This is a genomic window from Nitrospirillum bahiense (genome assembly GCF_007828025.1).
Lineage (GTDB): Bacteria > Pseudomonadota > Alphaproteobacteria > Azospirillales > Azospirillaceae > Nitrospirillum > Nitrospirillum amazonense.
On record NZ_VITO01000006.1, the window covers coordinates 157,939 to 181,241 of the forward strand.

General features: G+C 56.1%; 30 protein-coding genes and 4 pseudogenes. 16 read left to right on the forward strand and 18 right to left on the reverse strand.

Annotated elements, in window-relative coordinates:
* Positions 1–770: 770 nt before the first annotated feature.
* Both FBZ88_RS31530 and FBZ88_RS10710 read left to right on the forward strand, forming a co-directional pair.
* A complete protein-coding gene (locus tag FBZ88_RS31530; RefSeq protein WP_425465784.1) occupies positions 771–1,106 on the forward strand; it encodes a restriction endonuclease in 336 nt (111 codons plus the stop codon).
* Positions 1,103–1,567 carry a hypothetical protein gene (locus tag FBZ88_RS10710; RefSeq protein WP_145616786.1) on the forward strand — a complete coding sequence of 155 codons (465 nt, stop codon included), beginning with the start codon at positions 1,103–1,105 and terminating at the stop codon, positions 1,565–1,567. The genes FBZ88_RS31530 and FBZ88_RS10710 overlap by 4 nt, the downstream gene beginning before the upstream one ends.
* Before the next feature lie 191 nt (positions 1,568–1,758).
* Here FBZ88_RS10710 and FBZ88_RS10715 read toward each other — a convergent pair whose 3' ends face one another.
* The 6 genes and pseudogenes from FBZ88_RS10715 to FBZ88_RS10740 all read right to left on the reverse strand — a co-directional run.
* Positions 1,759–1,947: a hypothetical protein gene (locus FBZ88_RS10715; protein WP_145616787.1), complete on the reverse strand. Its 189-nt coding sequence runs from the start codon at positions 1,945–1,947 to the stop codon at positions 1,759–1,761.
* Between the two features lie 421 nt (positions 1,948–2,368).
* Complete coding sequence (locus FBZ88_RS10720; RefSeq protein ID WP_145616788.1) at positions 2,369–2,968, reverse strand: helix-turn-helix domain-containing protein; 600 nt, start codon at positions 2,966–2,968, stop codon at positions 2,369–2,371.
* 463 nt (positions 2,969–3,431) lie between these two features.
* Positions 3,432–3,692, reverse strand: a complete 261-nt coding sequence (locus FBZ88_RS10725) for a hypothetical protein (RefSeq protein WP_186464323.1) — start codon at positions 3,690–3,692, stop codon at positions 3,432–3,434.
* Entirely contained in the window at positions 3,692–4,393 is a 702-nt protein-coding gene (locus tag FBZ88_RS10730) for a hypothetical protein (protein ID WP_145616790.1), read from the reverse strand. Before FBZ88_RS10730 ends, FBZ88_RS10725 begins: the two co-directional genes overlap by 1 nt.
* Before the next feature lie 208 nt (positions 4,394–4,601).
* Positions 4,602–4,670, reverse strand: a pseudogene (locus FBZ88_RS30800) (ATP-binding protein); the annotation flags it as partial.
* A 77-nt stretch (positions 4,671–4,747) separates the two neighbouring features.
* Positions 4,748–4,949 (reverse strand): annotated as a pseudogene (locus tag FBZ88_RS10740) (IS3 family transposase); the annotation flags it as partial.
* Positions 4,950–4,957: 8 nt separating this feature from the next.
* Here FBZ88_RS10740 and FBZ88_RS10745 point away from each other — a divergent pair.
* Positions 4,958–5,185, forward strand: a complete 228-nt coding sequence (locus tag FBZ88_RS10745; RefSeq protein ID WP_145616791.1) for a hypothetical protein — start codon at positions 4,958–4,960, stop codon at positions 5,183–5,185.
* On the opposite strand, the gene FBZ88_RS30165 is transcribed toward FBZ88_RS10745, so the two are convergent.
* Positions 5,176–5,349, reverse strand: coding sequence for a hypothetical protein (locus FBZ88_RS30165; protein ID WP_186464324.1), 174 nt, complete (start codon positions 5,347–5,349; stop codon positions 5,176–5,178). The genes FBZ88_RS10745 and FBZ88_RS30165 overlap by 10 nt on opposite strands.
* A 74-nt stretch (positions 5,350–5,423) precedes the next feature.
* Here FBZ88_RS30165 and FBZ88_RS10750 point away from each other — a divergent pair, with 74 nt between their 5' ends.
* Positions 5,424–6,170 (forward strand): hypothetical protein, encoded by a 747-nt coding sequence (locus tag FBZ88_RS10750; RefSeq protein WP_145616792.1) that lies wholly within the window; start codon positions 5,424–5,426, stop codon positions 6,168–6,170.
* A gap of 122 nt (positions 6,171–6,292) precedes the next feature.
* Here FBZ88_RS10750 and FBZ88_RS10755 read toward each other — a convergent pair.
* Positions 6,293–6,939, reverse strand: a pseudogene (locus FBZ88_RS10755) (transposase family protein); the annotation flags it as partial.
* Positions 6,940–6,993: 54 nt separating this feature from the next.
* On the opposite strand from FBZ88_RS10755, the pseudogene FBZ88_RS10760 reads away from it, so the two are divergent.
* A pseudogene (locus tag FBZ88_RS10760) lies at positions 6,994–7,278 on the forward strand (transposase domain-containing protein); the annotation flags it as partial.
* An 83-nt stretch (positions 7,279–7,361) separates the two neighbouring features.
* Here FBZ88_RS10760 and FBZ88_RS10765 read toward each other — a convergent pair.
* Entirely contained in the window at positions 7,362–8,003 is a 642-nt protein-coding gene (locus tag FBZ88_RS10765) for a DNA/RNA non-specific endonuclease (protein ID WP_145616793.1), read from the reverse strand.
* A gap of 53 nt (positions 8,004–8,056) precedes the next feature.
* Here FBZ88_RS10765 and FBZ88_RS31305 point away from each other — a divergent pair, with 53 nt between their 5' ends.
* On the forward strand, positions 8,057–8,275 hold the full coding sequence (locus tag FBZ88_RS31305) for an SEC-C metal-binding domain-containing protein (RefSeq protein ID WP_211102607.1): 219 nt from the start codon (positions 8,057–8,059) through the stop codon (positions 8,273–8,275).
* A 56-nt stretch (positions 8,276–8,331) separates the two neighbouring features.
* Here the strand turns inward: FBZ88_RS31305 and FBZ88_RS10775 are convergent, their stop codons facing one another.
* From FBZ88_RS10775 to FBZ88_RS10780, 3 genes are all read right to left on the reverse strand, one after another.
* The gene (locus tag FBZ88_RS10775) at positions 8,332–8,586 is read right to left on the reverse strand and encodes a hypothetical protein (protein ID WP_145616794.1); all 255 of its coding nucleotides are present in this window, start codon (positions 8,584–8,586) and stop codon (positions 8,332–8,334) included.
* A 122-nt stretch (positions 8,587–8,708) separates the two neighbouring features.
* Complete coding sequence (locus FBZ88_RS31535; RefSeq protein ID WP_425465783.1) at positions 8,709–9,125, reverse strand: DUF6088 family protein; 417 nt, start codon at positions 9,123–9,125, stop codon at positions 8,709–8,711.
* 212 nt (positions 9,126–9,337) lie between these two features.
* Complete coding sequence (locus tag FBZ88_RS10780) at positions 9,338–9,763, reverse strand: Ros/MucR family transcriptional regulator (RefSeq protein ID WP_246138609.1); 426 nt, start codon at positions 9,761–9,763, stop codon at positions 9,338–9,340.
* 943 nt (positions 9,764–10,706) lie between these two features.
* On the opposite strand from FBZ88_RS10780, the gene FBZ88_RS10785 reads away from it, so the two are divergent.
* Complete coding sequence (locus tag FBZ88_RS10785; protein WP_145616796.1) at positions 10,707–11,546, forward strand: S1/P1 nuclease; 840 nt, start codon at positions 10,707–10,709, stop codon at positions 11,544–11,546.
* 29 nt (positions 11,547–11,575) lie between these two features.
* On the opposite strand, the gene FBZ88_RS10790 is transcribed toward FBZ88_RS10785, so the two are convergent.
* The 3 genes from FBZ88_RS10790 to FBZ88_RS31540 form a co-directional block, all read right to left on the reverse strand.
* A complete protein-coding gene (locus tag FBZ88_RS10790) occupies positions 11,576–12,100 on the reverse strand; it encodes an MbcA/ParS/Xre antitoxin family protein (protein ID WP_211102608.1) in 525 nt (174 codons plus the stop codon).
* 78 nt (positions 12,101–12,178) lie between these two features.
* Complete coding sequence (locus FBZ88_RS10795) at positions 12,179–13,327, reverse strand: hypothetical protein (RefSeq protein ID WP_145616797.1); 1,149 nt, start codon at positions 13,325–13,327, stop codon at positions 12,179–12,181.
* A 308-nt stretch (positions 13,328–13,635) separates the two neighbouring features.
* Positions 13,636–13,977: a helix-turn-helix domain-containing protein gene (locus FBZ88_RS31540; protein WP_145616799.1), complete on the reverse strand. Its 342-nt coding sequence runs from the start codon at positions 13,975–13,977 to the stop codon at positions 13,636–13,638.
* Between the two features lie 106 nt (positions 13,978–14,083).
* On the opposite strand from FBZ88_RS31540, the gene FBZ88_RS31545 reads away from it, so the two are divergent.
* The 8 genes from FBZ88_RS31545 to FBZ88_RS10835 all read left to right on the forward strand — a co-directional run bounded on the left by FBZ88_RS31545 (position 14,084) and on the right by FBZ88_RS10835 (position 18,955).
* A complete protein-coding gene (locus FBZ88_RS31545; RefSeq protein WP_186291374.1) occupies positions 14,084–14,305 on the forward strand; it encodes a response regulator transcription factor in 222 nt (73 codons plus the stop codon).
* Between the two features lie 96 nt (positions 14,306–14,401).
* Positions 14,402–14,596 (forward strand): response regulator transcription factor, encoded by a 195-nt coding sequence (locus FBZ88_RS31550; protein ID WP_425465785.1) that lies wholly within the window; start codon positions 14,402–14,404, stop codon positions 14,594–14,596.
* Positions 14,597–14,804: 208 nt separating this feature from the next.
* Complete coding sequence (locus tag FBZ88_RS31555; protein ID WP_425465786.1) at positions 14,805–15,098, forward strand: DUF6634 family protein; 294 nt, start codon at positions 14,805–14,807, stop codon at positions 15,096–15,098.
* 101 nt (positions 15,099–15,199) lie between these two features.
* The gene (locus FBZ88_RS10815) at positions 15,200–15,796 is read left to right on the forward strand and encodes a metallophosphoesterase (RefSeq protein WP_186464326.1); all 597 of its coding nucleotides are present in this window, start codon (positions 15,200–15,202) and stop codon (positions 15,794–15,796) included.
* Entirely contained in the window at positions 15,797–16,105 is a 309-nt protein-coding gene (locus FBZ88_RS10820; RefSeq protein WP_186464327.1) for a metallophosphoesterase family protein, read from the forward strand. It begins immediately after the preceding gene.
* A 17-nt stretch (positions 16,106–16,122) separates the two neighbouring features.
* The gene (locus tag FBZ88_RS10825) at positions 16,123–16,830 is read left to right on the forward strand and encodes a metallophosphoesterase family protein (protein WP_145616805.1); all 708 of its coding nucleotides are present in this window, start codon (positions 16,123–16,125) and stop codon (positions 16,828–16,830) included.
* A gap of 507 nt (positions 16,831–17,337) precedes the next feature.
* On the forward strand, positions 17,338–18,177 hold the full coding sequence (locus tag FBZ88_RS10830; RefSeq protein ID WP_145616806.1) for a hypothetical protein: 840 nt from the start codon (positions 17,338–17,340) through the stop codon (positions 18,175–18,177).
* Entirely contained in the window at positions 18,170–18,955 is a 786-nt protein-coding gene (locus tag FBZ88_RS10835; protein WP_145616807.1) for a phosphodiester glycosidase family protein, read from the forward strand. Before FBZ88_RS10830 ends, FBZ88_RS10835 begins: the two co-directional genes overlap by 8 nt.
* 334 nt (positions 18,956–19,289) lie before the next feature.
* On the opposite strand, the gene FBZ88_RS30170 is transcribed toward FBZ88_RS10835, so the two are convergent.
* Positions 19,290–19,472 carry a hypothetical protein gene (locus tag FBZ88_RS30170; protein WP_186464328.1) on the reverse strand — a complete coding sequence of 61 codons (183 nt, stop codon included), beginning with the start codon at positions 19,470–19,472 and terminating at the stop codon, positions 19,290–19,292.
* A 109-nt stretch (positions 19,473–19,581) separates the two neighbouring features.
* Entirely contained in the window at positions 19,582–19,794 is a 213-nt protein-coding gene (locus tag FBZ88_RS10845; RefSeq protein ID WP_145616808.1) for a hypothetical protein, read from the reverse strand.
* Between the two features lie 77 nt (positions 19,795–19,871).
* On the opposite strand from FBZ88_RS10845, the gene FBZ88_RS10850 reads away from it, so the two are divergent.
* The gene (locus FBZ88_RS10850) at positions 19,872–22,244 is read left to right on the forward strand and encodes a hypothetical protein (RefSeq protein ID WP_246138610.1); all 2,373 of its coding nucleotides are present in this window, start codon (positions 19,872–19,874) and stop codon (positions 22,242–22,244) included.
* Positions 22,245–22,480: 236 nt separating this feature from the next.
* Here the strand turns inward: FBZ88_RS10850 and FBZ88_RS10855 are convergent, their stop codons facing one another.
* Positions 22,481–23,185, reverse strand: coding sequence for a hypothetical protein (locus FBZ88_RS10855; RefSeq protein ID WP_145616811.1), 705 nt, complete (start codon positions 23,183–23,185; stop codon positions 22,481–22,483).
* Between the last annotated feature and the right edge of the window lie 118 nt (positions 23,186–23,303).

The window sequence follows — 23,303 nt, forward strand, 5'->3', positions numbered from 1 at the left end:
AAAATGCTCTAGCATCCCGTCATCGTTAAGCTCAGCCGATCCTGAACCGGTAACCTCGTCACCCTCGTCGGAACCTCCCCACTGGAAGAAGACGATGGAGCTGCCATATTGCAGGTCCAGGCTGGCTTGCATGGCGCTGAAGGCCATTTCACCCTGGCCATCGGCAACGACGGCCAGGGGGGCGGGCTCGACCAGGTTGAGGTAGCACCAGCAGAAAGATCCTGTCTTTGTCGATGTCCCGGTACTAGCGGGCCAAGGCCATCCGAGTTAACCTTCTGGGTGCTGAGGGTGCCGCTGCGGCGACGATAGCTCTCTGGCGGCGTCGAGTCATATGGCTCGATGTTGATGGCCAGGGGGGCGGGCCGGTTGGCCACACCATGGATCTGAATTTCGGAGGATATTTACGCTACCCGCATTCGCAGAGAATGGGTTGCCGCGGACGGCAACAGGCGGATTTCTACGGAGTTAGCGTATCAATATGAGGTTGACGGCGACCGTTACCGCCGGGAAGCGGTCCGCGTACATCGAAACCAGGATGGTCACGCGTCGGGCATGGAGTAACAGGATCACAAATTGCACCCCGCGTCAATCGATAATCAGGCCCTTACGCTCTCTAGCTATCCCCGGATATTGAAGCGGCATGGTAAATTGCGCTGTCTCTTCAATCAGGATACCTATACGGGCGCATATCGCTTACGCGACTTCCTCGGCCAAGATAAACACGGAGCCACTTTCCGAAAATGCAAGAATATACAAAATATGAGCTTCTTATGCGGAATGAAATATTACAGAAAATCCAAGCGGGATATGCAGGAACAAAATCAAATGTGGAACACAACGTTCTTGTTCCGGGGAAATCTGGATATTTTCATCGGATAGATATTGTTATAAGCTACGAATTTCTGAGATTAAGAAATATACTTGTCGAATGTAAGCAACATACTCGGCCTATAAGCGTTGGGCTTGTTAGGAATTTCTTCGGCTCAACACACGATACCAATTCCAGCGGCATGATGTTCACCACTACTGGTTATCAGCCTGGAGCAAAGACTTTTGCAAACCACTATGGTATAGAGTTAGTATGCCTAAAGGAGATTAAGAAATGACACAGAGTATCTTTGCAGAGCTTTGCTTTTGTTATGAAGGTGGTACAGTTTTCTTTAACTCAATGATAAGCCATAGAACACCGAGAATTATAACGGAGAGTGATCGCACCATCCCCATCCGATTGGGATCTAACGGCGAAATTACGACCATTGGGAAATTAGCTTCCCGGGGACCAGATAGCATATCAATTGAAAATTTAACAGATGACGATATAGAATCTACCGAGATTGTTGTTAAATATGATAATGTTACAGTATATTTTCCAGACGCCGTTTACTCAGATGCTGAAATTTGGATATCTGTATCTTTGCATTTATTCGATCTAGGCGTTTCCAATTTAGCGGATGCGGCTGTAATTTCGTCTATGATAAATAAAATCGCAGAAGAGTTTGGGGAAAATTACCAAATTGATATGGATTACCTCTCAAATAGCCAAAATCCGAAGCCCCGAATTCGATGATGTAAGTTTTATATTAGAGCTCGGCCCATAAATCGGAAGCGCCATCCAGAACGGTATCTCGGCACCACTCTTGAGGTGCTTTTGGTATCGATTTCGGCCTCGAAAGCACCCTGCTGAAGCTGGGGGTGATTTATGGGCCAGGCTCTTAGTGCCACTTGGCCTTCTTAAGGCTCAGCAACCTAAATTCCTCGTCAATGAGGATGGCAGTTTATCTGCTTCTGTTTCTGGAAGGCTCCAGTACCAGCAGGCCAGACCGCACCAACGACAGCCTTATCGATGCCAGCAGGCAGCGGCAACACGAACCCGGCAGCCTGCTCCACCTGGTTCACCGACACGGCATAGGGAGCCAGGTCTCCCTTAGGCGTCGGCTGGTTCTGCATGATAAGGCCGCGACCTGGCCATAGCCGTCGACCACGACCTTCCAATACGCGGCCGGAACACCGACCTCATCGGCGCCGATGGTCTGGACCGGGTCCTTCCAAATTGGACCGTCCATCACCACCAGCGACCCCCGTTCCAGAACCCGGGCGCGCGTCGATTCCCCCAATGCCTCCCATTCCGTGTCAGGTGGCCCTAAGCACTTTGCCGTGCCTTCTTCAGGACGCTTCAACTCCAACGCTAATGCCCTGATCAGCCTACGTTGGGTTAATCGGAGCCGTTTTTACAGAAGAAATGAAGGCGGACGCTTCAGGTGTCAAATCGTCCGTTCCAGCCCAGCTTCACTAGTAAATCTGGGCTGGAAGTGGGCGAGTCTGATCACACCTTCTTCGGCTTCGGCAAACAGCGAGATTGTGCTACCGCTTACTTTCGCTTTGGACGAAAACCCTCAGCGAGACACCGCCGCCCATATTTGTCTACTGCCCATCCTTTGTAATACACGAAGAGGTCGGAGTCTTTTCGAACGCATTCCCATACGAATCCTCGACGCCCGAGAATATTATTGGGACTCGGCGGATCCGTAATCCCAAACTCATTCGCAACATTGAAAAGTACAGAGTGGAACGGATCGATTACCGTATCCGTCTTCTCTTCGCAAACGACTTCCCAAACCCGGCGAGATACGTCTTTTTCACTGACGGCACTTTTCATCATTCTATCGCTCTCCAGCTTCACCTCCAGCGGGGCATTCTCAGAACACGCCGATGGAGATTGTTTCTCAGCCAATTGTCTCAGAATAGAGAGATACAGACCGGTACTAAGAGACGCGCTGCGTTTCCCTTGTTCGAGTTGTTCCAATGCTCTGGGAGGGAGCCCAAGTTGGGCTTCCAATTCCGAGCGGCTTAGTTTGAGTATATTCTCTCTAAATTTAGCAAGTTCCGGACCATCCATCGCCGCACAGAACCCCCAACACGAACTTTCCGCCAATGAGTGGCGCGCCATTTGTACATCAATGGTGTTCATTTTGCTACATCAAAAATGTATCCAAGCCTCCCTTTCTCGCCAATGGGCGCCGTCCTCATCTCGCTCAAAGATGGTTCATGGAGGTCGTGCCCCCGCTTTTCTGCAATCCGGTTACTTGACTGGGCGCTGAAACACTCGCCGTGCCAGTGCTTTAGCGATCATTCACGGACGACGAAATACAAGCGCTGCTGCGGCGCCAACTGAACCGTCAACCGTTGCCTCGATGGGGAGCGCGCACCGCTTACGCTGGATCTCAGCGCTGTACTGGTTAACAAGACAGCGTTGTCGCGGGTGGAGCAGGTGCTGAAGGCAGCACTTTGATCAACCTGGCGCCTGGACCAAGATGTACCCGGCGCGGCTCCCGTTGATTGCACAACGGCTTCGATGGGCTGGCGGACAAGCCACTGCTGAAAGCCCATTAATCTGGGCACGCCGCCTCCAACCGCCTGTCTCGCGCCGCGCGTCATCGTGGCGGGTGGTATGCTCCCGGATATCCAAGCGCGATGGCGGCGGCGAGGAGCGCGGCAACACCAAACAGTGCCCACATAGCCATCCAACGGAACTCGGCACCCATCCTGAGGGCAGCCCAAACCAGGGCAACGACCATGGTCATGAAGTTGCCGGTCAGCCACAGTAAGGCCAGCAGGATGACAAAGACAGCGAACTCGGCCCATACCGGGACCTTGCGCACCAGGCTGAAAATCGGGCGGAACACCTGTTCCATCATCGGGCTCCAGCGGCAGCCACATAGCCGGTGCCAGTCTTCGGGATGTTCAGGTAGTTCCGGCGCCTCGAATCAATCTCGTAGCGCCGACTGAGGTCGGCCTTGGATATCTCCTTGAGTGCCCAATCGACCAATTGCTTGACGCCTTGCCCGATGAGGATGGCCAAGGACAACCGTTCCAAAGTGACCTCGACAGCCCCGATGATCTCGGGGGCGTATTTTTTCAGGAACTGTGTCGCCGCGTACTGGCCGACAGAAAAAGTCCAGTTGGCCACCTCCGCCTGTTCATCCGACATCAGGCTCCTGTCGAATTCAGGGAGCACCGGCTCGGCTCCATCTTTGACGTAGACATAGCACCGCGCGAATTCCGCGTCCGTCAGGCACCACGGCGCCATGACCAGCCGCCTGCTGTCGTTGATGCTGGTGCCATCCAATCCGCCACCGAAGGCAACCAGGCGGGTCTGAAGGAGCGAACTGTAGAACACGCTGGCGCTGCTCCGGAAGGTGGTGGTAGCGCTGCGTTCGGCCGCCGCCCGGCTGACGGCAGTAACCCATGCTTGCCGGGCGGTCAGGCTCAACTGGCGGAAATGAAGCAGCCCCAGGACGGCACCATATGCGTCGTCCTCAAAGCCCTGACACATTACGGCGCTCAGGTTCAGTGAAGCCAGGCTGTACGCCAGATCCTGCTGATCAACGGGCATGAGCCCCCTCCCTCGCGGAACATCGCGGTGAGGGAAATATGGCTTCCATCAGAGGCGACAACTGCCTTTTCCGCAGCAAGTTGCTTTTTTGCGAGAATGGGGTGGCTCATTCACGTTGGCGATGTAGCCACCTGGTTCGGTCTGCTGCTGTCATGGCGGCACCGGCATCCGTTAAATGTCAATCAGCTCCTTATTCCACGTCGATTCACAGGGCGGTGGTCATCTTGGCGTCGCCGAAGACGGACGGCCATTCGCTGAAGGCGAGGTTGGTGGTGATGAAGCGCGCCGAGATTGTCGGAGGCAGTTTAGTTTGAGTCAGGCGGCCATGGCCGGGGCGTCCTTCATGGCGTGGAATCACGCCTCAGCTTCGGCAGCGGGAGGTTGCCGATAGGCCCAGGATCCGTCGGTGGCAGTTGAACCAGTCGACCCATACCAGTGTGACGGACTCCGCAGCTTCGAGGGACCGCCATGCCCCCCCGTGGATGACCTCGACCTTGTAAAGACCGTTGAAAGTTTCCGCCAGGGCAGGGACTGTCCCGACCACCCCGATGCCGGGGGACCGTCATGAACAAGCGGCAGATATCGAAGACCTTGGTTAGCCACAAGATTGCAATCCAGAGCAGCAATCCGCGATTGAAGTTCTCGCCGGGTATCCAACAGCGTCTTGACCAGCTTGTTCAGTTCCAGGCTGGCGGCCGACTCGCCGGAGAGGAGTTCTTCGGCCCGCTTCATGAACCCGCCGACCCGTTTGCTGAACAGGATGCCGAAGGTCTTCAGCAGACTCAGATCTGATTGTCGATGTCGCCGTGCATGCCAACCAGCAGCCCACGCGAGATCAGCAGCGCCCGGGCCACATGGCTGGCGCCAGATTCGACATGCACCTGTCGGAACCAGCCGATGCGAATGATCTGCGCCAAACCGACGGCGTCATTCCGATCCGTCTTGTTGATCATCATCGACAACCTCTCTTTTTAGTTGCTGATATATCTTAATATGATATCGTTAAGAGAGATGACATGTTGACAAGTTTATGAAAAATCGCACACTGCCAGCTCCCTTACTAACTAAGGGCCATGGTCAGTTCTACAATTTGGGGGGAAATTTGCTTAGTGAAATTCTTCATTCTAATTACGCGCCCATCGTACTTGGCGCGGCAATAACCGTCGGGTCTATTATCGCCCTAAAGAAATTTCTCAAAAAAGAAGAACTAATAGTTAAGATGTGGTATGCATTCTCAATTATGCTCTATTCAGTTCTTTTCTTATTATTTGTCGCGAAATGGACCGGAGGCCTTTCGTCAAAAGGAGAGCCTAACAATCAAATTTCCAGAATAGCGATGGAAACAATCGACGTCTTGATGGATTTCAGAACGGAATTATTGATTGTTTTCGGGATTTTTATTATATATTATCTATCGCAGATAACAACAAAGCTGATATCAAAAATATTTGGCGTCGAATTTAACTTGATTGTCAGTAGGCTATTTATTTTTTTCCTGACGTGGATTATTGCAAAAGGATTAGTTTCTTTGTCGGCTGCTGCTGCCGCCGTATACATATTTTTATTTTTTGTAGAGCCTGTCGGTGAAAACATTATTATACTATCCGCTTCATCAATTTCTATCGGCGCGGCGTTTCTTATAATTTGTGCTTATTATGTATTCGAACACTTATTTCTAAAGAACATGAAAGATCCGATAGACGAATTGATGGATAACGCAATTGAGGCAACGGCCCTGAAAATCCTGGAAAAAACAAAGAATCTACCATCCAAATAGTATTCATGAGAGAATAACTACCGTATACGCTTAATGTAAAAGGGTATTGAATGCTGAATTGTATGGAAGCATGATAATTCTAAATATTGATTAGTCTCCTGTGAAGAATGGCCCTGATCAGCTCAAATTGAGCCGATCAGGGCCATTTTGCTTTTGGTTTGGAGGACCAGGAAGAGGGCCAACCAAAGGTCTTTGAACCACCTTATGAGGAGGTGGAAGTTGATGCCAGCGGCGGCGAGGACGGCATTGATACAGTCGCCGTGGCGTCCCTTGAGGTATTGAGGTAGTTGCGTCCCATGCGGTGTTCGGCCTTGAGGTGGCCGATAATGGGCTCGATGGCGGCTCGGCGCTTCATCTCCCGTTTGATGGCGGCGGTGGTCCTTCGGACCTGGCCGGTGATCCAGACCTTGAACTTGTTGGGATGGTTGTGCCCGCGATAGCCCTTGTCGACGTGGACCCGGTCTGGATCGCGCCCGGTGTTGGCCTTGATGTCGGCGGCGGCCTTGGCGAGTGTGTGTCCGTCGAAAGGGTTGCCGTGGATGGCCTGGGCATGGAGGACAAAGAGCCCTCCCTTGGGCTTGGTGATGGGGACGGCGACGCTGACCTTGCAACCGAACTCGTAGGGTGCGCGGGCCTTGCCCTTGCCGATGCATTCGACCTCGGGGGCGTGGAGGGAATAGACCTTCTGCCCGCGCTGGCGCTGGGTCTGTATGCTGACCTTGATGGCCAGGTCACGTAAGGGGCCTCGGCCTCGGCGGGCTGCTCGCCCCGAACTGACGTTGTGCGGGCTAAGCAAGAATAGAACGGCTCAAGGGTGATCGGCTATATCCTGAAGCGATGGGCTGCCTTCACCCTGTTCCTGGACGATGGCCGCGTCTGCCTGTCGAACAATGCGGCCGACCGCGCCTTGCGCGGCATTGCGCTCGGACGGAAGTCATGGATGTTCTGTGGCTCCGACCGCGGCGGCCAGCGTGCCGCCGCCCTGTACAGCCTGATCGTCACCGCCAAGATGAACGGCGTCGATCCACAGGCCTGGCTGGCCGACGTCCTTGCCCGGATCGCGGCATACCAAGCCCACAGGCTCGACGAATTGCTGCCCTGGCGCTGGACACCCAAGGCGGCGGCGACACCGCCGTGGCGGCCTGACCGGGAATTACGGCCCGGGCGACGAGGCCGTCAGCACCCTGCGGCCTACGCCGCATGCTTACGCTTGGTGTTGTAGACGACCAGGCACTGGTCGAGCACGACCTGTTCCTTCCAGATTGGGCCGTCCATCACGATCAGCGGCCCCCGGTCAAGAGCCCAGGCACGCGTCGCTTCCTCCAGTGCTTCCCACTCCCACTGGTTCAGGTGGGACGCCTGCGGACTCATGTTTGATAGATAGAAACTCTCACGCTGAACCTGTGCGTCCCATTCAAAATCGGAGTTGGGTGCAAAGTGGCCGCGGTCATACACACCCGCAGGTCCCTTGTAGTCCGCGAGTTCAGCACGGTGCCCAGGCGGCAGATCTGGGTCGGGCGCAAACGCGTTCTTCCGCGGCAGGCACCCAAGCGCATGTTCCACTGTCAGCCTCCAGGACACGAAGTCGGGGACCAGTTTCACGTCGTCGTGCTGAACGACGTAAGCCCGGCGGCACAGCGGCGTTAGATGGGGCCAGTCCCCGACCATTGCGGAGCACCCCAAGGGGCCTGCGCCTGGCAAGCCACCGGAATCTCTGCCAATTGTCCGCTGGTTACGCTTAGCCACGCCAGGACGACCAAAAACGCCCGCATTATATTCCCCAACAATGGCGACGCTATTAGGCCAAAGCAGGCCAATACGAATTGCGACCATGCCGTCGAAACCAGTGTCCGCTATAGGATTCTATCATTTAAGCTATTGAAAAAATGCGGTTATATCCAAAACCCATTTTTGGATATAACCGCCTCGATGAAGTCGCGGGGCGTATCCCCCGCGCCATCCTGGTCTTGCACAAGATCGCCAAGATCAGGTCGGCTCATCCGCCCGCAAAGCCAGCCCCCGTCCGTCAGACCAAGGTCGGACGCAACAACCCGTGCCCCTGCGGGTCAGGCAAGAAATACAAACGCTGCTGCGGTGCCAACTGAGGCGTCAACCGCCAACCCCGGTGGGGACGCGCACCGCTTACGCCTAACTGGATGCCTCAGTGGCCTTCAGCTTGACGGTTACCGGCGGCTTCAGCGGCCTTCTGGCACATGTAGTACCCGTCCTTGGTCGTGCCGTAGTAGCGGCTGCTGGGCAGGTGATAAATTTGGGAATTGGGGTTCACCCAGACCACCGGGCTCTTGCAGACCTTTGCGGCTGCGGCCGGGTCGGAATAGTGCTTCCCCTCGCCAGCCAAGGCGGCCGGAGAAGCCAAGAGGACGGCGGCAATGAGAGCGGTTGCTAAGCGGCGCATCGGTTTCACCTTTGCATATTGAGCGCGCATGACCCGCACACTACGCGCGCCATGGCTGCAATGTCGGTGCCGTTTCACAGGGTCGTTAGCTGGCCGGTACGGGCCGCCGCCAAACTCGGCTGTCAGCGCTGGCGGACCCGCTCAAAGCGGACATAGGCGCCACCGTATCCAATGCGGCGACGGACAGTTTTGGTGACGCCAACGGTACGCCCTGTAGGCACCTGCTGCGAGCGCCCTTCGTTGTACGCACGCTCAGCTTTTGATGGGGCCGTTTGCACATTGAGGCGATGGAGTGCCGCCCGGGCGAGATCCGGCAGACTCGCCGCCGGAATCACCCTGCCAGAGAGACTCGACCGGCACGTCTTTGCGTAGATGCCGACGCCAATACGTATCAGCACTGCTCGCCCAGTCAGCTTCCGAAGGACACGGCTGATCTGAGATTGGCTTGCGTTAAGCCCGTCAACAAAGTCGGCCCGCAGCAGAACGACTTCCGTGCTCGCCCGAACCAATTCAACAGCTTGCGATTCAAGACCGCTCATCCGACGAGAATGCTCTCCGGGGAATGTTATCTATCGTTGCCGCCATAGCCGGGCCGGGCAAATTGATCTGCTGACTGTCTTCCTTCCAACAGCTAACCGCCTACGCACACCCGAATGCCTGCCAGCGGCAGCAGCGGTTGGGGAGCCGCGTTTTGTGCGAACTGGTGCTCCCACGATATTGCAGCCGAAGGCGCGCGGCGGAATTATCCGCGTCAGGCGGCATTCTTGCCTTTTTTGGGCTTCGCAACACGGGTGCGGCTGCCGAGCCCGATCTCCTTGGCCAAACCCGAACGTTGTTCGGCGTAGCTCGGCGCGACCATGGGGTAGTCCGACGGCAAGCCCCACTTAGCACGGTACTCATCTGGCGTCAGATTGTAGGCCGTGCGCAGGTGGCGCTTCAGCATCTTCAGCTTTTTTCCGTCTTCCAGACAGATGATGTAGTCCGGGGTAACTGATTTCCGAACAGGTACAGCAGGAACCAGCTTAGCTTCAGGAACAGGTTCCGGTGCTGGGCTATCAACGCGAACTAGCCCGCCGTAAACCGACTGAATTAACCCAGGCAACTCGGCAGGAGGTATCTGGTTTCTTGTCACATATGCGGATACGATATCCGTCGCCAGCTTCAGTAAGTCGTCCATGAGGAAATCCATTATTCACAGCTGGCGACATGATACAGTTCCTATAAGTATCGTCCAGGAGGAATATTGGGAAAGTTATTGCCGACTCAGGATTGGGTCGAAGAAATCAACGGGACCTGGGTTCGTATGGACGGAATGAAGGCCCAGTGCGTAGCCCCGGCCACCAGGTTTTCCTGGGCAGTGCAGCGGCCTGACGGCTCTTGGTTATCGACCTCGCCGGTGACCAGCGGTAGCAACCCTAAGACACGGTACTTCGTCAGCGCCAACGCTGCCATGGCGGCCGCAGACCGAACCCGCTAGCTCTCGAAGATGTCCGGCCTGCTAGGCGCCCGTCCACAGCGTCAGCGCCACGGAAGAAAGCCGTCATCCGACGATGCCGTTCGTGAACCTCTGCATCAGGAAGGTCAGTCCTGGGATCGCCAAGCTCCGTCGGTTGAGTTGATCCCGTACTCCAGACCTCGACGGCCAAAAGCCCGTCCTCTGTCTTGGTAGTCGAACGCGCTAGCGAGACGCCTAGCGGCAAACTGTCAGTAACGCGTCCTGAACGCGGTTTATGGAAAGTTTGCCGCAGAAAAAATGTAAGGCCCAAGACGGATTGATGGCTGAGATTGGCTATCACTGATCCCGACATAGTGCATCGGATATGTACTCGACAGCATCGGCGCCGAGGCTCCAGCACGTAAGGTGGAAAAATGGGTTGGGGGCCGCCGCGGCCGCTACACGCGCCCTTCGGGCCCGATCCCAATGCCGCTGACGAAGTTGGCTTGGCCGTAGAGATGCCGGGCAGCGGTCCGTTTCCAGAGCAAGCTGCGACCGTGTCGTTCGATCCAAAACGGGATCAACTTTCCACTTCTGGGCGCTCATGATAGAAATATTACACTCATTGTGTGTATTTCCAGCAAATGCTATAGGCAAATAATCCCATCAGCATGAGGCTTCTGCGATGCGCCACCACCTTTCCGCCGCCCTCATTGCCCTTTCGGTTCTTCCCACGATGGCTCCAACTCAGGCCTTCGCCTGGGGCGGGGACGGGCATCGGACTGTGGCCGCCATCGCCTACCAGCTGCTGACACCGACTGCAAAGGCCCAGGTGAATGGTCTACTGGGCGACGACAGTGGCCAAGCCTTCATTAATGCCGCCACCTGGGCGGACGACATTCGCAAGCCCCAGCCGGACCAACCGTATCCTGGCAGCGGCCCTTGGCATTATGTCTCAATTCCCTTCAATGACGCGATGTACGTCAAAGGCCGGGATTGCAAGACGGATAGCTGCGTGGTGGAGAAGATAACCGCCTTCAATGCGCAGCTGTCCGATAGCCAGCTTCTTGAGGGCGTCCGGCGCGATGCGCTGAAGTTCGTCATCCACTTCGTCGGCGACATCCATCAGCCCCTCCACGCGTGTGAGAACGGAGATCGCGGCGCGAACGAGGTGCAGGTCACGCTGAATGGCCGAAATACCAACCTCCACAGCGTGTGGGACTCGGGCATTATCCGGGGGAGTTGGGGAAACATCGCCGCCCACCAGGCGCTGCTGACGCAACGGGCGGAAGCCGAACATGCCAAATGGGAAAATGGCACGCCCGCCGACTGGGCGACTGAGAGCCATACCATCGCCCGGCAGGTCGTCTACCCGAGCTTGGGCAACGTTCCGGCACCTGGTCCCGTTACCCCGCCGGTCGTGTTGCCCGCCGATTACGCCGCCAAAGAGGCGCCGGTTGTCGATGAGCAGATCGTCAAGGCGGGCGTTCGGCTGGCTTCCCTTCTAAATGGCGATTTCAAATAGACATTTCCCAATGAGCCGGGAAAGCAGCATCATAGGAACAGCAAGTCGTCGCTGGTGATGGGGCTGACCAGGTCGTCGGACCCTGGGTCAGGGGTGGCGAATAGGCCGCCGCGCCAAGCATCGAGGTGCCGCCGAACAACGAGAATGCCGTCCTGGGTGGCATTGGTGACCAAGGCCAGGGGCGCCTGTCCGCCGAAAAGCGGACCGCTGTTGGGACTCTTGAGCCACCGGATGCCGTCATCGTCCCGCGCAAAAATCGTTCGCAGCGCCTGGTGGATTCCGAGCACCGCGGAGATCCTGAGTAACGTATCAATGGGCAGCGCCAGCTCGGCACCGGACAGGGCCCTGGTCGCCCATCTGCGATAGGCGGAGTGCCCAGGCTTGCCAAGGACGTTAAGCTGCTCTCGGGTGGTAAGCCCCCAGCGGTCAGCGATTGCCAGGAATGCCCTCATGCCGGGACCGCTGACCCGGCGGGCATCGGCGATGGCTAAGTCCCTGATGACGACCATCCCAGGACCGCCGGGCGAGCCTTCCTTCCTGGTGTCGTGGATCATCACAGACCTTCCGGTGGGCCATCCAGGACGGGGGCACCCAGTAAATGGCGCCCCAACAAGATTGGGGCGCCATCACCGTCACAGATGCGGTGCGCCGTTCTGCGGCTGCGTCGGCGCAGCCTTAGCCTGGAGCGTCGCTGCATCTGTCAGTGTTACCGAAAGAACCGGGGTGCCCGATTCACCCGCGTCGTATTCCATGCTGGTCTGGACGGCGTCGAGCGCCGCATACAGCTGGAAATCCTGCGGCCGCTTACCGACGCTCTGACCCCAGCCAAAGAACCGCTGGCTGGCCGCGGCGCCGGGCGGACCATATTTCGCGATCAGGCCCTTCCGGACATCGTCGACGACGGTCTTGGTGTACGTCAGCACCTGCCGCACGGTGATGCTGGTGGCCTTGCCGTTGGCAACCTTGTATGTGACGCACACCGTGCCCACCGCTGGCTTCGTCAGCACGGTCATCGTGGAGCCACCCCCGCACGCCTGGTCGGATCCCATGACCAGGTTCTTGTCGGTGAAGGAGGCCTTTGCCGCCGCCGTCAGCTGACTCTCCGTCATTCCGACCTTCAAGCCGCTGACATCGAAATCGGCGGCGGCCTTGGCGGGCACGACCGGCGCCGCCGCCGACGGTGTAAATTCCGTCAACACCTTGCCGTTGTCCGCGATCTTCAGGGTGACCTTGCTGATCGCAACCAGCACCGTATAGCGGCTATCCAGCTTGCCGTTTGGATCGCCCACACCGGCGAAGTGACCTTCGACCTGGGCGATCACACGCTGACGGTCGACCTTCCGCGCCTCGTCCATCGGCAGTGGGAGCGGAACCGGCGCGCCGTTTGAGAAGCCGATTTTATAGGTACGGCCGAAAACGATTTGGCTCAGATAGTGGCCAGGGAGCAGGTCGTTGATGGTGTACTGGCCCGCGCTCCGGTCGTACTCGCCCAGTGTCACGTTCGTCAGGACCACCAGTGGCGTCGAGTCGTCAACCTTGGCTTGGGCGGCCCGGAGCCTGGCTTCTTCAGCTTTTTGGGCTTCTGGGCGGTCAAAATGGCTGGCGGTTGTTACTGGCTTTGCGCCAGCCGCCGCGCCCGCGACGTCGAGCGGGTCGCCGCTTTTCTTGTGATAGTAGAGGGCGGCCAGCTCGCCGGTCAGCTCCTCAGCCGCTTTGGCGCCGACCGCCGCGAATAGAACCCCAGTCGCCACGACAGCGGCGACGGCAATCTTCGAAATCATGACTTCCCCCACGGTGGGCTATGCGCGCCCAACGTGCATCGCCGCGGCCCAGTGGGAAAGGTGCGGAATCTTCTATATTGCGCTCGCGCTTAAAATGTGCCTATCGCTGTGAATCCTTGGCATAATTCATGTCAACACTAAATAAATCCTTGCGGCATCCGCCCAATGACCGTCAATTGGATCTAAATCTACAATCTTACAGCCAGGACAGACGACTCATAGCGCAGAGCGCGGGCGCGCCATACAACAAATCCCAGGGCTCGGTCCATATGGGAAATTCACCATATTGCCGCCGCTGTTCAAAACCTTTAGCTCAAAGCCTTCTTTTGCTTGGTTGCCTGCTTCTGAGCAGTGAGTACCATGCTAACAACTACTTGGCGGAGTTGACTGTCCATGCCCATAAGGGCCACCACAGCACGATCAATATCCGGGTCCGTAACCCGCTTCGGCTCGCCACCCATGAGCAACTCGTTAGGGCTGATGTCGAGCGCGCCACAGATCCGAAGCAGCGTGACGAAGTCGGGTTCCCGGGAATCGGACACGTACCGGGCGTATCGGGGCTGGCTCAAGCCCAGGCGTTCGGCGACCTCGGCGTCGGTTAGACCCAGCGCTTTCGACCGCGCGCGCAATCTTTCCCCAAATCCCTTCATGCTGAGATTAGTGGCGCCCGGGCCGTCGGCGCGCTATTACCGAATTGGTGTTCCTGAAGATGCCAGATCGGTATTTTCCCCATCGTCTCCTTGCGCGTTTGAGCCCATGACCGCCCCTGCGCTGACACATCCGCTGACACCCCGGGAAGCTGAATGCCTGCGCTTGCTCGCCCGAGGCGAAAGCTCCAAGCAGATCGCCCATACGCTGGGGTTGAGTTCCAGGTCTGTAGATGCCTACCTGGGTAGGGCTCGCAAAAAGCTTGGCGCCCGCAATTCCACGCATGCCGCCGTCATCGCCTCGAAAGCGGGCCTGTTGATCGAGCCCTGAAAGGCGGTAACGCCGCCAGGCCTATGATCCCCATTCCAAAATAGCGAAGTCGAGACGACGACCTCAGGCCGCCGTGCGCCGGAGATTGCCATGCCTATGCCGCCCTCTCCACGAGAGTTGAAATGCCTACACCTCCTGGCTCATGGCAGTTCGCCAAAGGAGATCGCATACGACCTGGATCTGAAGGTCGTTTCCGTCAATCTGTACCTGTCCAGAGCCCGCGCGAAGCTTAATGCTAAGTCGCTGCCGCACGCCGTATTTCTCGCCTCTCGGCAGGGTCTTTTGCGGTGACCTGGACTTTGCCCGGTCCCTGCTGGGCGCATTGTCTTAAGCGCCCAAGCCAAAGAATTCGCGGTCCACCATCTGCTATCGGCACGCGCCGGTACGCCGAATGGCCCAGGCGACAGCCAACTCGTGCTGAGCCCCGCCTGAAACGGACATCATTCACTCTGGAAGGAAGACTATGGTTCCCCCCAATATTAGACGCAGTGCAATCGAGATGGCCGGAAAATACAGTCGGATTGCCCGGGATCTTGAGTTGTTCTCGCAAGGAATTTCGCCGTCATCAGCGGAAATTTCTAAAGCTCCGCTAATCAATTTCTACCGAATCACCAGGCGTGAATACGACATATTGGCCGGAAAATCTTATGGCCACCCCCTAATTGAGGACGGCCCTATATTTACCAGCCAGTTGATTATCTTTAACCGCGAGGATGGCTGGGCAAGGACTTTGTCGCGGTACTATCGCCTTGGGGAGCCTGCCGAGCCCAATCAGGCGACCAGCAGCCCTTAAACTGATGCCATCGGACGCAAGGTAAGCCAACCCGGATTTTCGCGGCAGCTATGTACACGCGGAAATCCGGCTCGGCCAGCCATCTGCCTGGAAACCCAATCATGACCGACCGGAAGATCCGTCTGGCAGTGATGTCGGACCTCCACAATGAATTCGAGGCGGCGCAGGGCTTCAGAAGACCGACCGCGGCCTCGCTGGCACTGGATGAGGGCCGCAGGCGCATCCCGGGCCATCCGACGATGGGGCCGCTACTGGATGGCCTAATCGGCGACCAGATCGACCTCGTCATTCTCGCCGGGGACATCAATGTCGGGGTGCGGGGCATCGAATATGCCCGAGAGGTGGCACAGCTTATCGGTGCGAAGACCGTCTACGTGATGGGCAATCATGAAGCTTACAACGGCCGCGACCTGGACCTGCTGGCCGAGGATTTCCGGAACGCCGCGGATGCGACCAAAGGGTCGGTGACTTTTTTGGAGAACGAGGTCGCGGTGTTCGATTTCGACGATCAACGCCTCTATGTCCTTGGCTGCACGCTGTGGACTGACTACGCGATGAACGGCTCCGATTCGGACGAGATCGCGCACTCGATGGAACGTGCCGGGGACAGCTTAAACGACCATGTGCGGATTTCGGTGAATGGGCAGCCGTTCACGCCGTACCTGGCCAGGCAGAGGCACTTGGCAAGCCGGGCCTAGTTGGCGGAGGAAGTGAAACGCATCCGGGCCGAAGACGGCGAAGACGCCAAAATCCTGATCGTCACGCATCACGCTCCAGTCAGGGGCGCAAGCGGACCGCAGTACGTGGGTGATCCGTTGTCACCGGCATTCGCCAGCGACCTGACGGAGGAGATCATTTCCTGGCGACCAGTGGCCTGGATCTTCGGGCACACGCATTTCAACTTGGACACCCAGATCGGCGGCACTCGCGTCGTGGCGGCTCAGCGCGGCTACCTGGGCTACGAGCCTGGATCTGAGGAATTCCGGCCCAAAGTCATTGAGGTCTAGCGACTGAGGAGAAACTGATGCGACGCCCCATCGTGGCGGTGGGTGACCCCCACGGGGATTGGCAGCCGCTGCTCGAAGTGTGCCAGCGTGTGCGCCCCGCCGCCGTTCTGATAGTCGGGGACTGTGACCTGAGCCGCCCACTTCGGGAAACGCTGGCGCCTTTGTGGGAGGCTGGCATTCGGGTTCGTTATGTCGTCGGGAATCATGACGTCGACAGCCCAGCCTGGTTTGCCAACCTGGTCGAGGACCATCCGACCGGGAACCTTCATGGCCGCGCCGAGGAAATTGAAGGCGTGTCGGTTGCCGGGTTGTCGGGAATCTACAGCCCGATGGTCTGGTTCCCGAAATCCTCCCAAGAGCACCTGGGTCCGTTCTTCTGGTCACGGGAGGAGTGGCTGCGGAAGCATCCGCACCTCCAGCGACAGCGGGTCGTGGGTGCTCGGGATGGCCGTGGGTTGCCCATCAAATATCACGGCCTGATTTTTCCGGAAGACCATGATCTGCTGGCGGAAATTGGCCGCGTGGAGAGGGCCGATATCCTCCTCACCCACGAGGCGCCACCAACGCATCGCTACGGCCTCCTGGGAATCCAGCAGGCTGCGGAAGCCTGCGGCGCCAAGCTGATTATCCATGGCCACCATCATCAGAGCTACGAAGGCGTTCTACCCAACGGCTGTAAGGTCCGCGGCTTGGCAAGAGGTGAGCCTTGGGTGGTGCAGCTATGATGTGCGCAGTGCCTTGGTGAAGGCTTACTGACATTCAGGGTGAATTGCTGGCCGATGTCGGATTGGCCTCACGACAGCCTGCTTCCTGGTGACGGGGCGGTCGTCAGGAGCTGGTCCACCGCCGCCAGGATACGCCGTGACAGGCTGTACTGGTCCATGTCTCCTTTGCTGAGCCATTCGTCGGCGCGCATGGCTGCGATTCACCGCCCTGAGCCCATGCAGCGGCGGCCACCGCACCCCGCGAAGAGAAACGATTGGCCCATGGGAGATGGCGCGCATCAGTCAGGAGCAGCGGCCAAGAGCAGCTTTATCCCAACTTCTCGATCAGAGAGAACTCTTAAAGAAAATTGCCTTGAATAGGCATTGACAGGGGATACACACCTAGCATCAACTTAAGGAGGTTTTTCATACCGTCACCATGACCATTTGTGGTGCCCTTTATGCTATCGGACGCCTGTTGCAGATCATATGCCTACGCCGAACAACCCTCCTTAAAGGCATAAAGATATGACCAATACAGACGTCAACGCTAGATCATTTAAAGATAAAATTTTTGAAAAGGCAAAAGATAAGGCTTTTGATATAGCCATATCCACCTTCGTTAGCCTATTTATTGTTGCTGGCGGCGGCATATATCTCTATCTTAGCCATAAAGTTGTTGATCTTATTTCTGAAGATTTAAAAAAAGGAAAGGACTCAAAGATAGCTGATCCTCTGATCAACGTAATTGTTAAAGATTTTAACAACCAAAACCTCTCTATATTAGGCAACAAAATTGTAGAGGCCGCATCCAAAACTGTTGGAGACAAATTCAATTCGATGGTTGGATTTACACTCGGAGAAAGGATTTCGTTAAATGCGGCCAATCCAAGGCAGAGTGTTCCTGTCTTAGTTCCGCCAGATCACAGATTTTGGCTTGTTTATAGAATTTCCACAGAAACTAATTCAGGCACGACGATAGATGGAGTTGCCTCACAGATAAATATTGATATAGACGGACTTAAGATGACAGTTTTCAATAAACTAGAGGGGAGAAATAGGGATAATCTGTTGAAATATGACAATGAGACTCATATTCTCGAATTAACATCTTACCTTGACAAGCGCCGCGCGTCTGGAGAAAGGACCGCTCTATTAAAGCCTGACGGCTCCGAGGTGGATGAAGGAAAAAGCACGCCATCATCAAAAGTCACTAAAAATCTTTTCTTTTTAGGGTTCGGGATTCCGGAATCTGGTAGATTAAGGATTGCTTCCGGAAAAGATAAAGATGGATCAATAACGATAAGTTATGTTGCTCTTATTGGTAAATCCCTCGAATCTGTCATGATGGACGCCAATAATGAATAAGATATTGATTTATATCACTACATTTTTCCTGGTTGTTCTCCCCCCTTCATATTTCAAGCCAAATGCCAATGAGATAGACAAACGAGATGATGATGTTACGCGTCCCGGTTTTTTCTATTATGTCTCTGGGAAGAATACAGATATATTTGCACCCCCTTTATCTACAAACAATAAAAGAATAGATGGGCTGTATCTTTCCGAATTTCAGAGAGAAAATGGGGCAAAATATGTCATATCCGGTGGTCTTCTCAGTTCATACTCTCCAGCAAAACCCCTAGGCTTCTTGAAAGTCAAAGGCGCATTTCTGAGCCCTGGTAATTTTGTCAAAAAAACCCCGCCAGGCCTCTTAGATTCGGCAATTTGCGTCTCCAAAGACGCCAAGCTAAGGATATTAGATGCAACGGGCTGGGCACCAGAAGATTGGCACAGAAATACGGGGCAATATAATTCATGCCTGCAATCGGGGCCAACGTTGATTAGAAATGGAAATCCGATCCCAGCGCCACAGTCTTCCGATCAAAAAGTTAGAATGTTCCTATGGAAAAATAATACATTGAATACATTTATATGCGAATCGAACGATGCCACGACGATTATCGGAATATATTTTGGAACAACAGAAGAAACAATCAATATTCTCAACAAACGCACCAAGAATTTCCCGGGGTGCAAGAATGCCGTAAGATTAACAGGTGGGGGGACTGGCGGAATTATCACAGATAAAGGGGATAAATATGGTTACGATAGCATTCTTCCAGATGCGATTGGATTATGGTAATAAGCATCTTCGTCACCGTCACAGACTTCGACTGGTACCAGTACCTGGCCGCCCAGCCGAACCTGGAGGAGGTCAACTTCTGGCAGCCCGGCGGCAAGACAGCCTTCAAGGCCCTCCAGCCCGGCGAGCTCTTCCTGTTCAAGCTCCACAGTCCGCGCAACTACATCGTGGGCGGAGGCATATTCGGACCCGCGACCTTCCTGCCGGTGTCCATGGCGTGGGAAGCGTTCACCCGGAGTAATGGCGCGACCCCCTGGCGGAAATATGGATTCATCGTTCATCGGCCCACGGCCACGCCACCCGCATCCCCTCCGATGCAGGCCGCCGAGCTGGCTTATGGCGCGTGGGCAGCTTCAGCGCGACGGATTTCCAACGACGCACAGTGGGTGACAGCGTCGCCATCCGTGGGATCGGTGAAGCGTTCGGTCACTTCGATCCGCGTGCCGTACAGATAGATCAGATCGGCCAGCAGCAGAGACACCTGGTCCGGCTCGGACGCGGTGATCAGCAGAGACATCGATGGCGCCATTCTCTCCTCCGGTCCGCATATCAGGAACATCACGGGGATAATGTTCTCTTTTTGTTCTTATGTCAACGCGACGTTCCCCCCGCTGCCGACGCGGCCTTCACATGACTTGGCAGCCTTCCGGTACCTTGGCGAGCAGTAGCTGATCGACGGCATGCAGGATGCGTTTAGACAGCAGGTACTGGTCCATGTCGCCCGCCGCCAGCCATTCATCAGCTCGCGTGGCGGCAAAAATCGGCGCATCACCCCCATGCTGCTTCACCAGCACGTTGGCTGCCAGCCATACGTCGCGTTCACTGATGTCCCTAGCCAATTCAACTGCTCCTGCTGGCGGGTATCAGGAACAGTAAGGCACAACTCCGGGCTTCTTTGTAAATGCCTGGAACCCTAATGAGCACCGTAGTCCTTGCCCGAATGATTTCGGATTTCTGTAAAGCACGCATCACCCGCGTAATCCCGCCTCGCGAGGCCGAACAGCTTCGTGTGCACCTGATCAATCTCATCCGAACCCGGACCACGCCCCCTCGGTCCAGCGCCGCCTTCAACACGGTGCAGTTGGCCATCGACATCGGATTGCCCACCGCAACATTGGAAACAGCCGCCCCCATTCTTCGGCCCGCGCTGGACGCCATAGTGCGCGGCCTGGCCGAGCTGCCACCCTTGAAGCCCCGCCAGAAGGCACCCCCAAGAGTCCCAGCACCGAAACTTGAGTCACCGCGCCAGAAGGCAGCGCCGCCGGTCGCGGTCCCTATGACACCCAGCACGCCTGTCACCGGCCCAGCGCCGGGAGCACGGATCATGCTGATCGGCAACGTGGAACCGCCGCTTCCGAAGGTTCGCAAAAAATCGGGTGTCCCACCCAAGCCGATCGTCGAGTTTCCAGTTGCCCTGGAGGAAGCTCCGGCCGACGAGCCTGCGTCCTTCGCCGAGGCACTCGAACTACACATGGTGCGGCATGGGGACACCACCTGGTCGCTGCACCGAGCCATCTGCTTGGACGAGCCGGACGTAAATTACCGCACCATCACGTCTTGGCTTCGGGGTCGAGCCGTCCCCGGCACGCTGAAGACGCGGCGCGTCCTAAAGCTCATCGAACGCCGGTACCGGCTGCCAGATGGCCACCTCGCCGCCAAGTTGCCCAACCGCAATTCCGCGCCCAAAGGTCATGACATTGCAGGCGTCGGCTCAGCGGAACAACGGCGTCTCGCCTGGCACCTTCCCGATGACTTTGCCAGCCGCCCGCCGGTTGAGCGCGAGCAGATCCTGGATTGGGTGCGGACGCATATCGTCACCGGCGCCACGGACTATCGGCAGTTCCAGGCGGCGGCCATGAAGCAGCGCTACGCCTTGCGCTTCTTCGAAGTTCCTGCCGCTCATCAGCTCAGCTCATCCGCCGATCAGGAGGACTCGCTGGATCATGAGGACACCGATCCTGACCTGGCGTGGGGGACCAGGCTGGCCCCAGCCAGATTGGCGGCCGAGATGAGCGACCTGGTTCGATTCAAGACCTCCACATTGACGGCTATCGGTTACAAGCGGTCGGGGGTATGGGGCAGCGAGACAGCCTCCCAGAAGTTGGAGCACCTGGGCCTTCTGTTCGGCGCCATGTGCTCCGCGCCCGGCAGCGCCATCCGGGGCTTGGGCGTGCCCACGCGAAATCTCTGCCTCGCATTGCTTGCCTTCCCAGCCACATGGGACTGGTACATCCAGTGGCGGGAACGGCGCCGGGGCTTCTATACGGCCTGGGAGGTCGACATGCTCGCCCTCGGAGCGTCCATGGCGCGGGCGGATACCGGCTGGCTACGACAGTCACCGAAGCTGGCGGAGAACCTGAAACCTATACCCGGCTTGGTATCGGCAGCCGAGATCGAGGTAGCTAAGGCCGATTGGGCGGGAACTTGCGAAGCACTCCATCGCCACGTCATCGCGCGGGCGAAAGAGCTTCAGCGAATCATTAGGGTGCACCGGGATCCCTTTGAGCCGATCCTACCAATCTTGGAATCGGACAGCCCGGTGGGCGAATACCGTAAGATCGCTGACGAGATCCTGGCATACATGCCCGATGAGAACCGATACCCGGTCGCGGCGGCAGAAGCCGTGCGGTCGCTCCTGTTGATCCGTCTCGGTTTGCATCTGGGCGTCCGGCAGAAGAACCTCCGGCAGCTTCTGGTCAAGCGGCGCGGTCAGATACCGCTGACTGAGCGGCAACTGGCTGACCGGAAATGCGGGGAATTACGGTGGAGCGCCCGCGATCAGGGATGGGAGGTCGTCATCCCGGCCGAGGCCTTCAAGAACGCCACCTCATCCTATTTCGGCGGCAAACCGTTCCGGCTGCTGCTGCCCGACCTAGGTGGACTATTTGGGTTCATCGATGCCTACCTGGAGCGCCACCGGCAGGCGCTGCTGCGGGGCGCCGCTGACCCCGGGACCTTCTTCGTGAAGACGGTGAAAACCACCTCCATGGACGCGGCCTATAACCAGACCACCTTCTACGAGGCCTGGCGGCTGATCATCCAGCGGTACGGCATCTACAACCCCTACACTGGGCGCGGCGCCATCAAGGGGTTACTGCCTCATGGCCCCCACAGCGTCCGCGACGTGCTGGCGACACACATCCTGAAGAAGACCGGCTCCTTCGAGCAGGCCAGCTACGCCATCCAAGATACCCCGGATACCGTGGCCAACCACTACGCCCGGTTCCTGCCTCAGGATAAGGCTGCCTTGGCGGCACAGGTGTTGAATCAGGTTTGGTCAGCCGCTTAGGTTGAATTTCCAATCGGCAGTCCCAACCGGAGTGCTAAGCTAAATTAAGTGCGCCGCCACAACAGGGTGGCGGCGCATCTAGATGGGCTTTAACTCCTAAATTGAGCTAGACACACGGCCAAAGGAGACGCTGGGGATCTTACCAGTCTCTCAAGTCACGACGCCCACAAGCCCCAGGGCGCCGCCACCTTCAATTGGCTACGCCGTCACGCATATTGAGAGCACCGTCTACAAAATTAGAAGTCTTTGCGGGCGAGTGGCGCGTAGTCAATGCGCCGAAGACCTTCATAGCGACATAGCGACATAGCCCAAGGGGAAACAGATATCACAAGAGATATATAGACAAGATCACCGAAAATAGCCTTTATATCGTATCCATGAACGATAATCCCCAACTTGCTCATTAGTGATTCCGCCCCAGAGAAATAGTCAAATACCATCAATAGAAAGCATGAGAACGACATATTTTGTATGGTATTTTGATCCTCATTCCATTTCCTTTCCTTTTCATCTTCCTCTTTCCAAATATTGTATTTGAATGCGCTCTCTTCCGCCAAAGCAACATTCCTTAATTCCGACAGCAAGATATAATTCTGATGATTCGACCATTTTCCGGTATCCCAATGAAATAGCCTAAACATTACAGGAAATAGCACACCATCACACACCATACGAAGACCTGGAACCATAATGGACGAATATATACAATAAGATATAACAAATATTAACACGACAGAAACAGAAAGAGCTCCATCACCCCATTCCCATTCAAAAGATAGTACTCCTTTTTTAAATATTTGTATAAGCATGATGTCCAAAAATAACGAAACAGTTATTAAAGTTAAGCTAACATTGAACTTTGTCATCCTCTCCAAAGTTTCAAATGTCGGTCCAGATATTTTGTCAATTACTGATACACCTGCCATATTATCCTCCATCATCAAGATTTTCGTGGAATCTCATAAAATAATGAAGATTGTTCTGAATTAATAAAATATGTTAAAAGCAGATATGACCAAACCTGTTGTGAAATAAATCTATTCATTATCAGTATGTGGT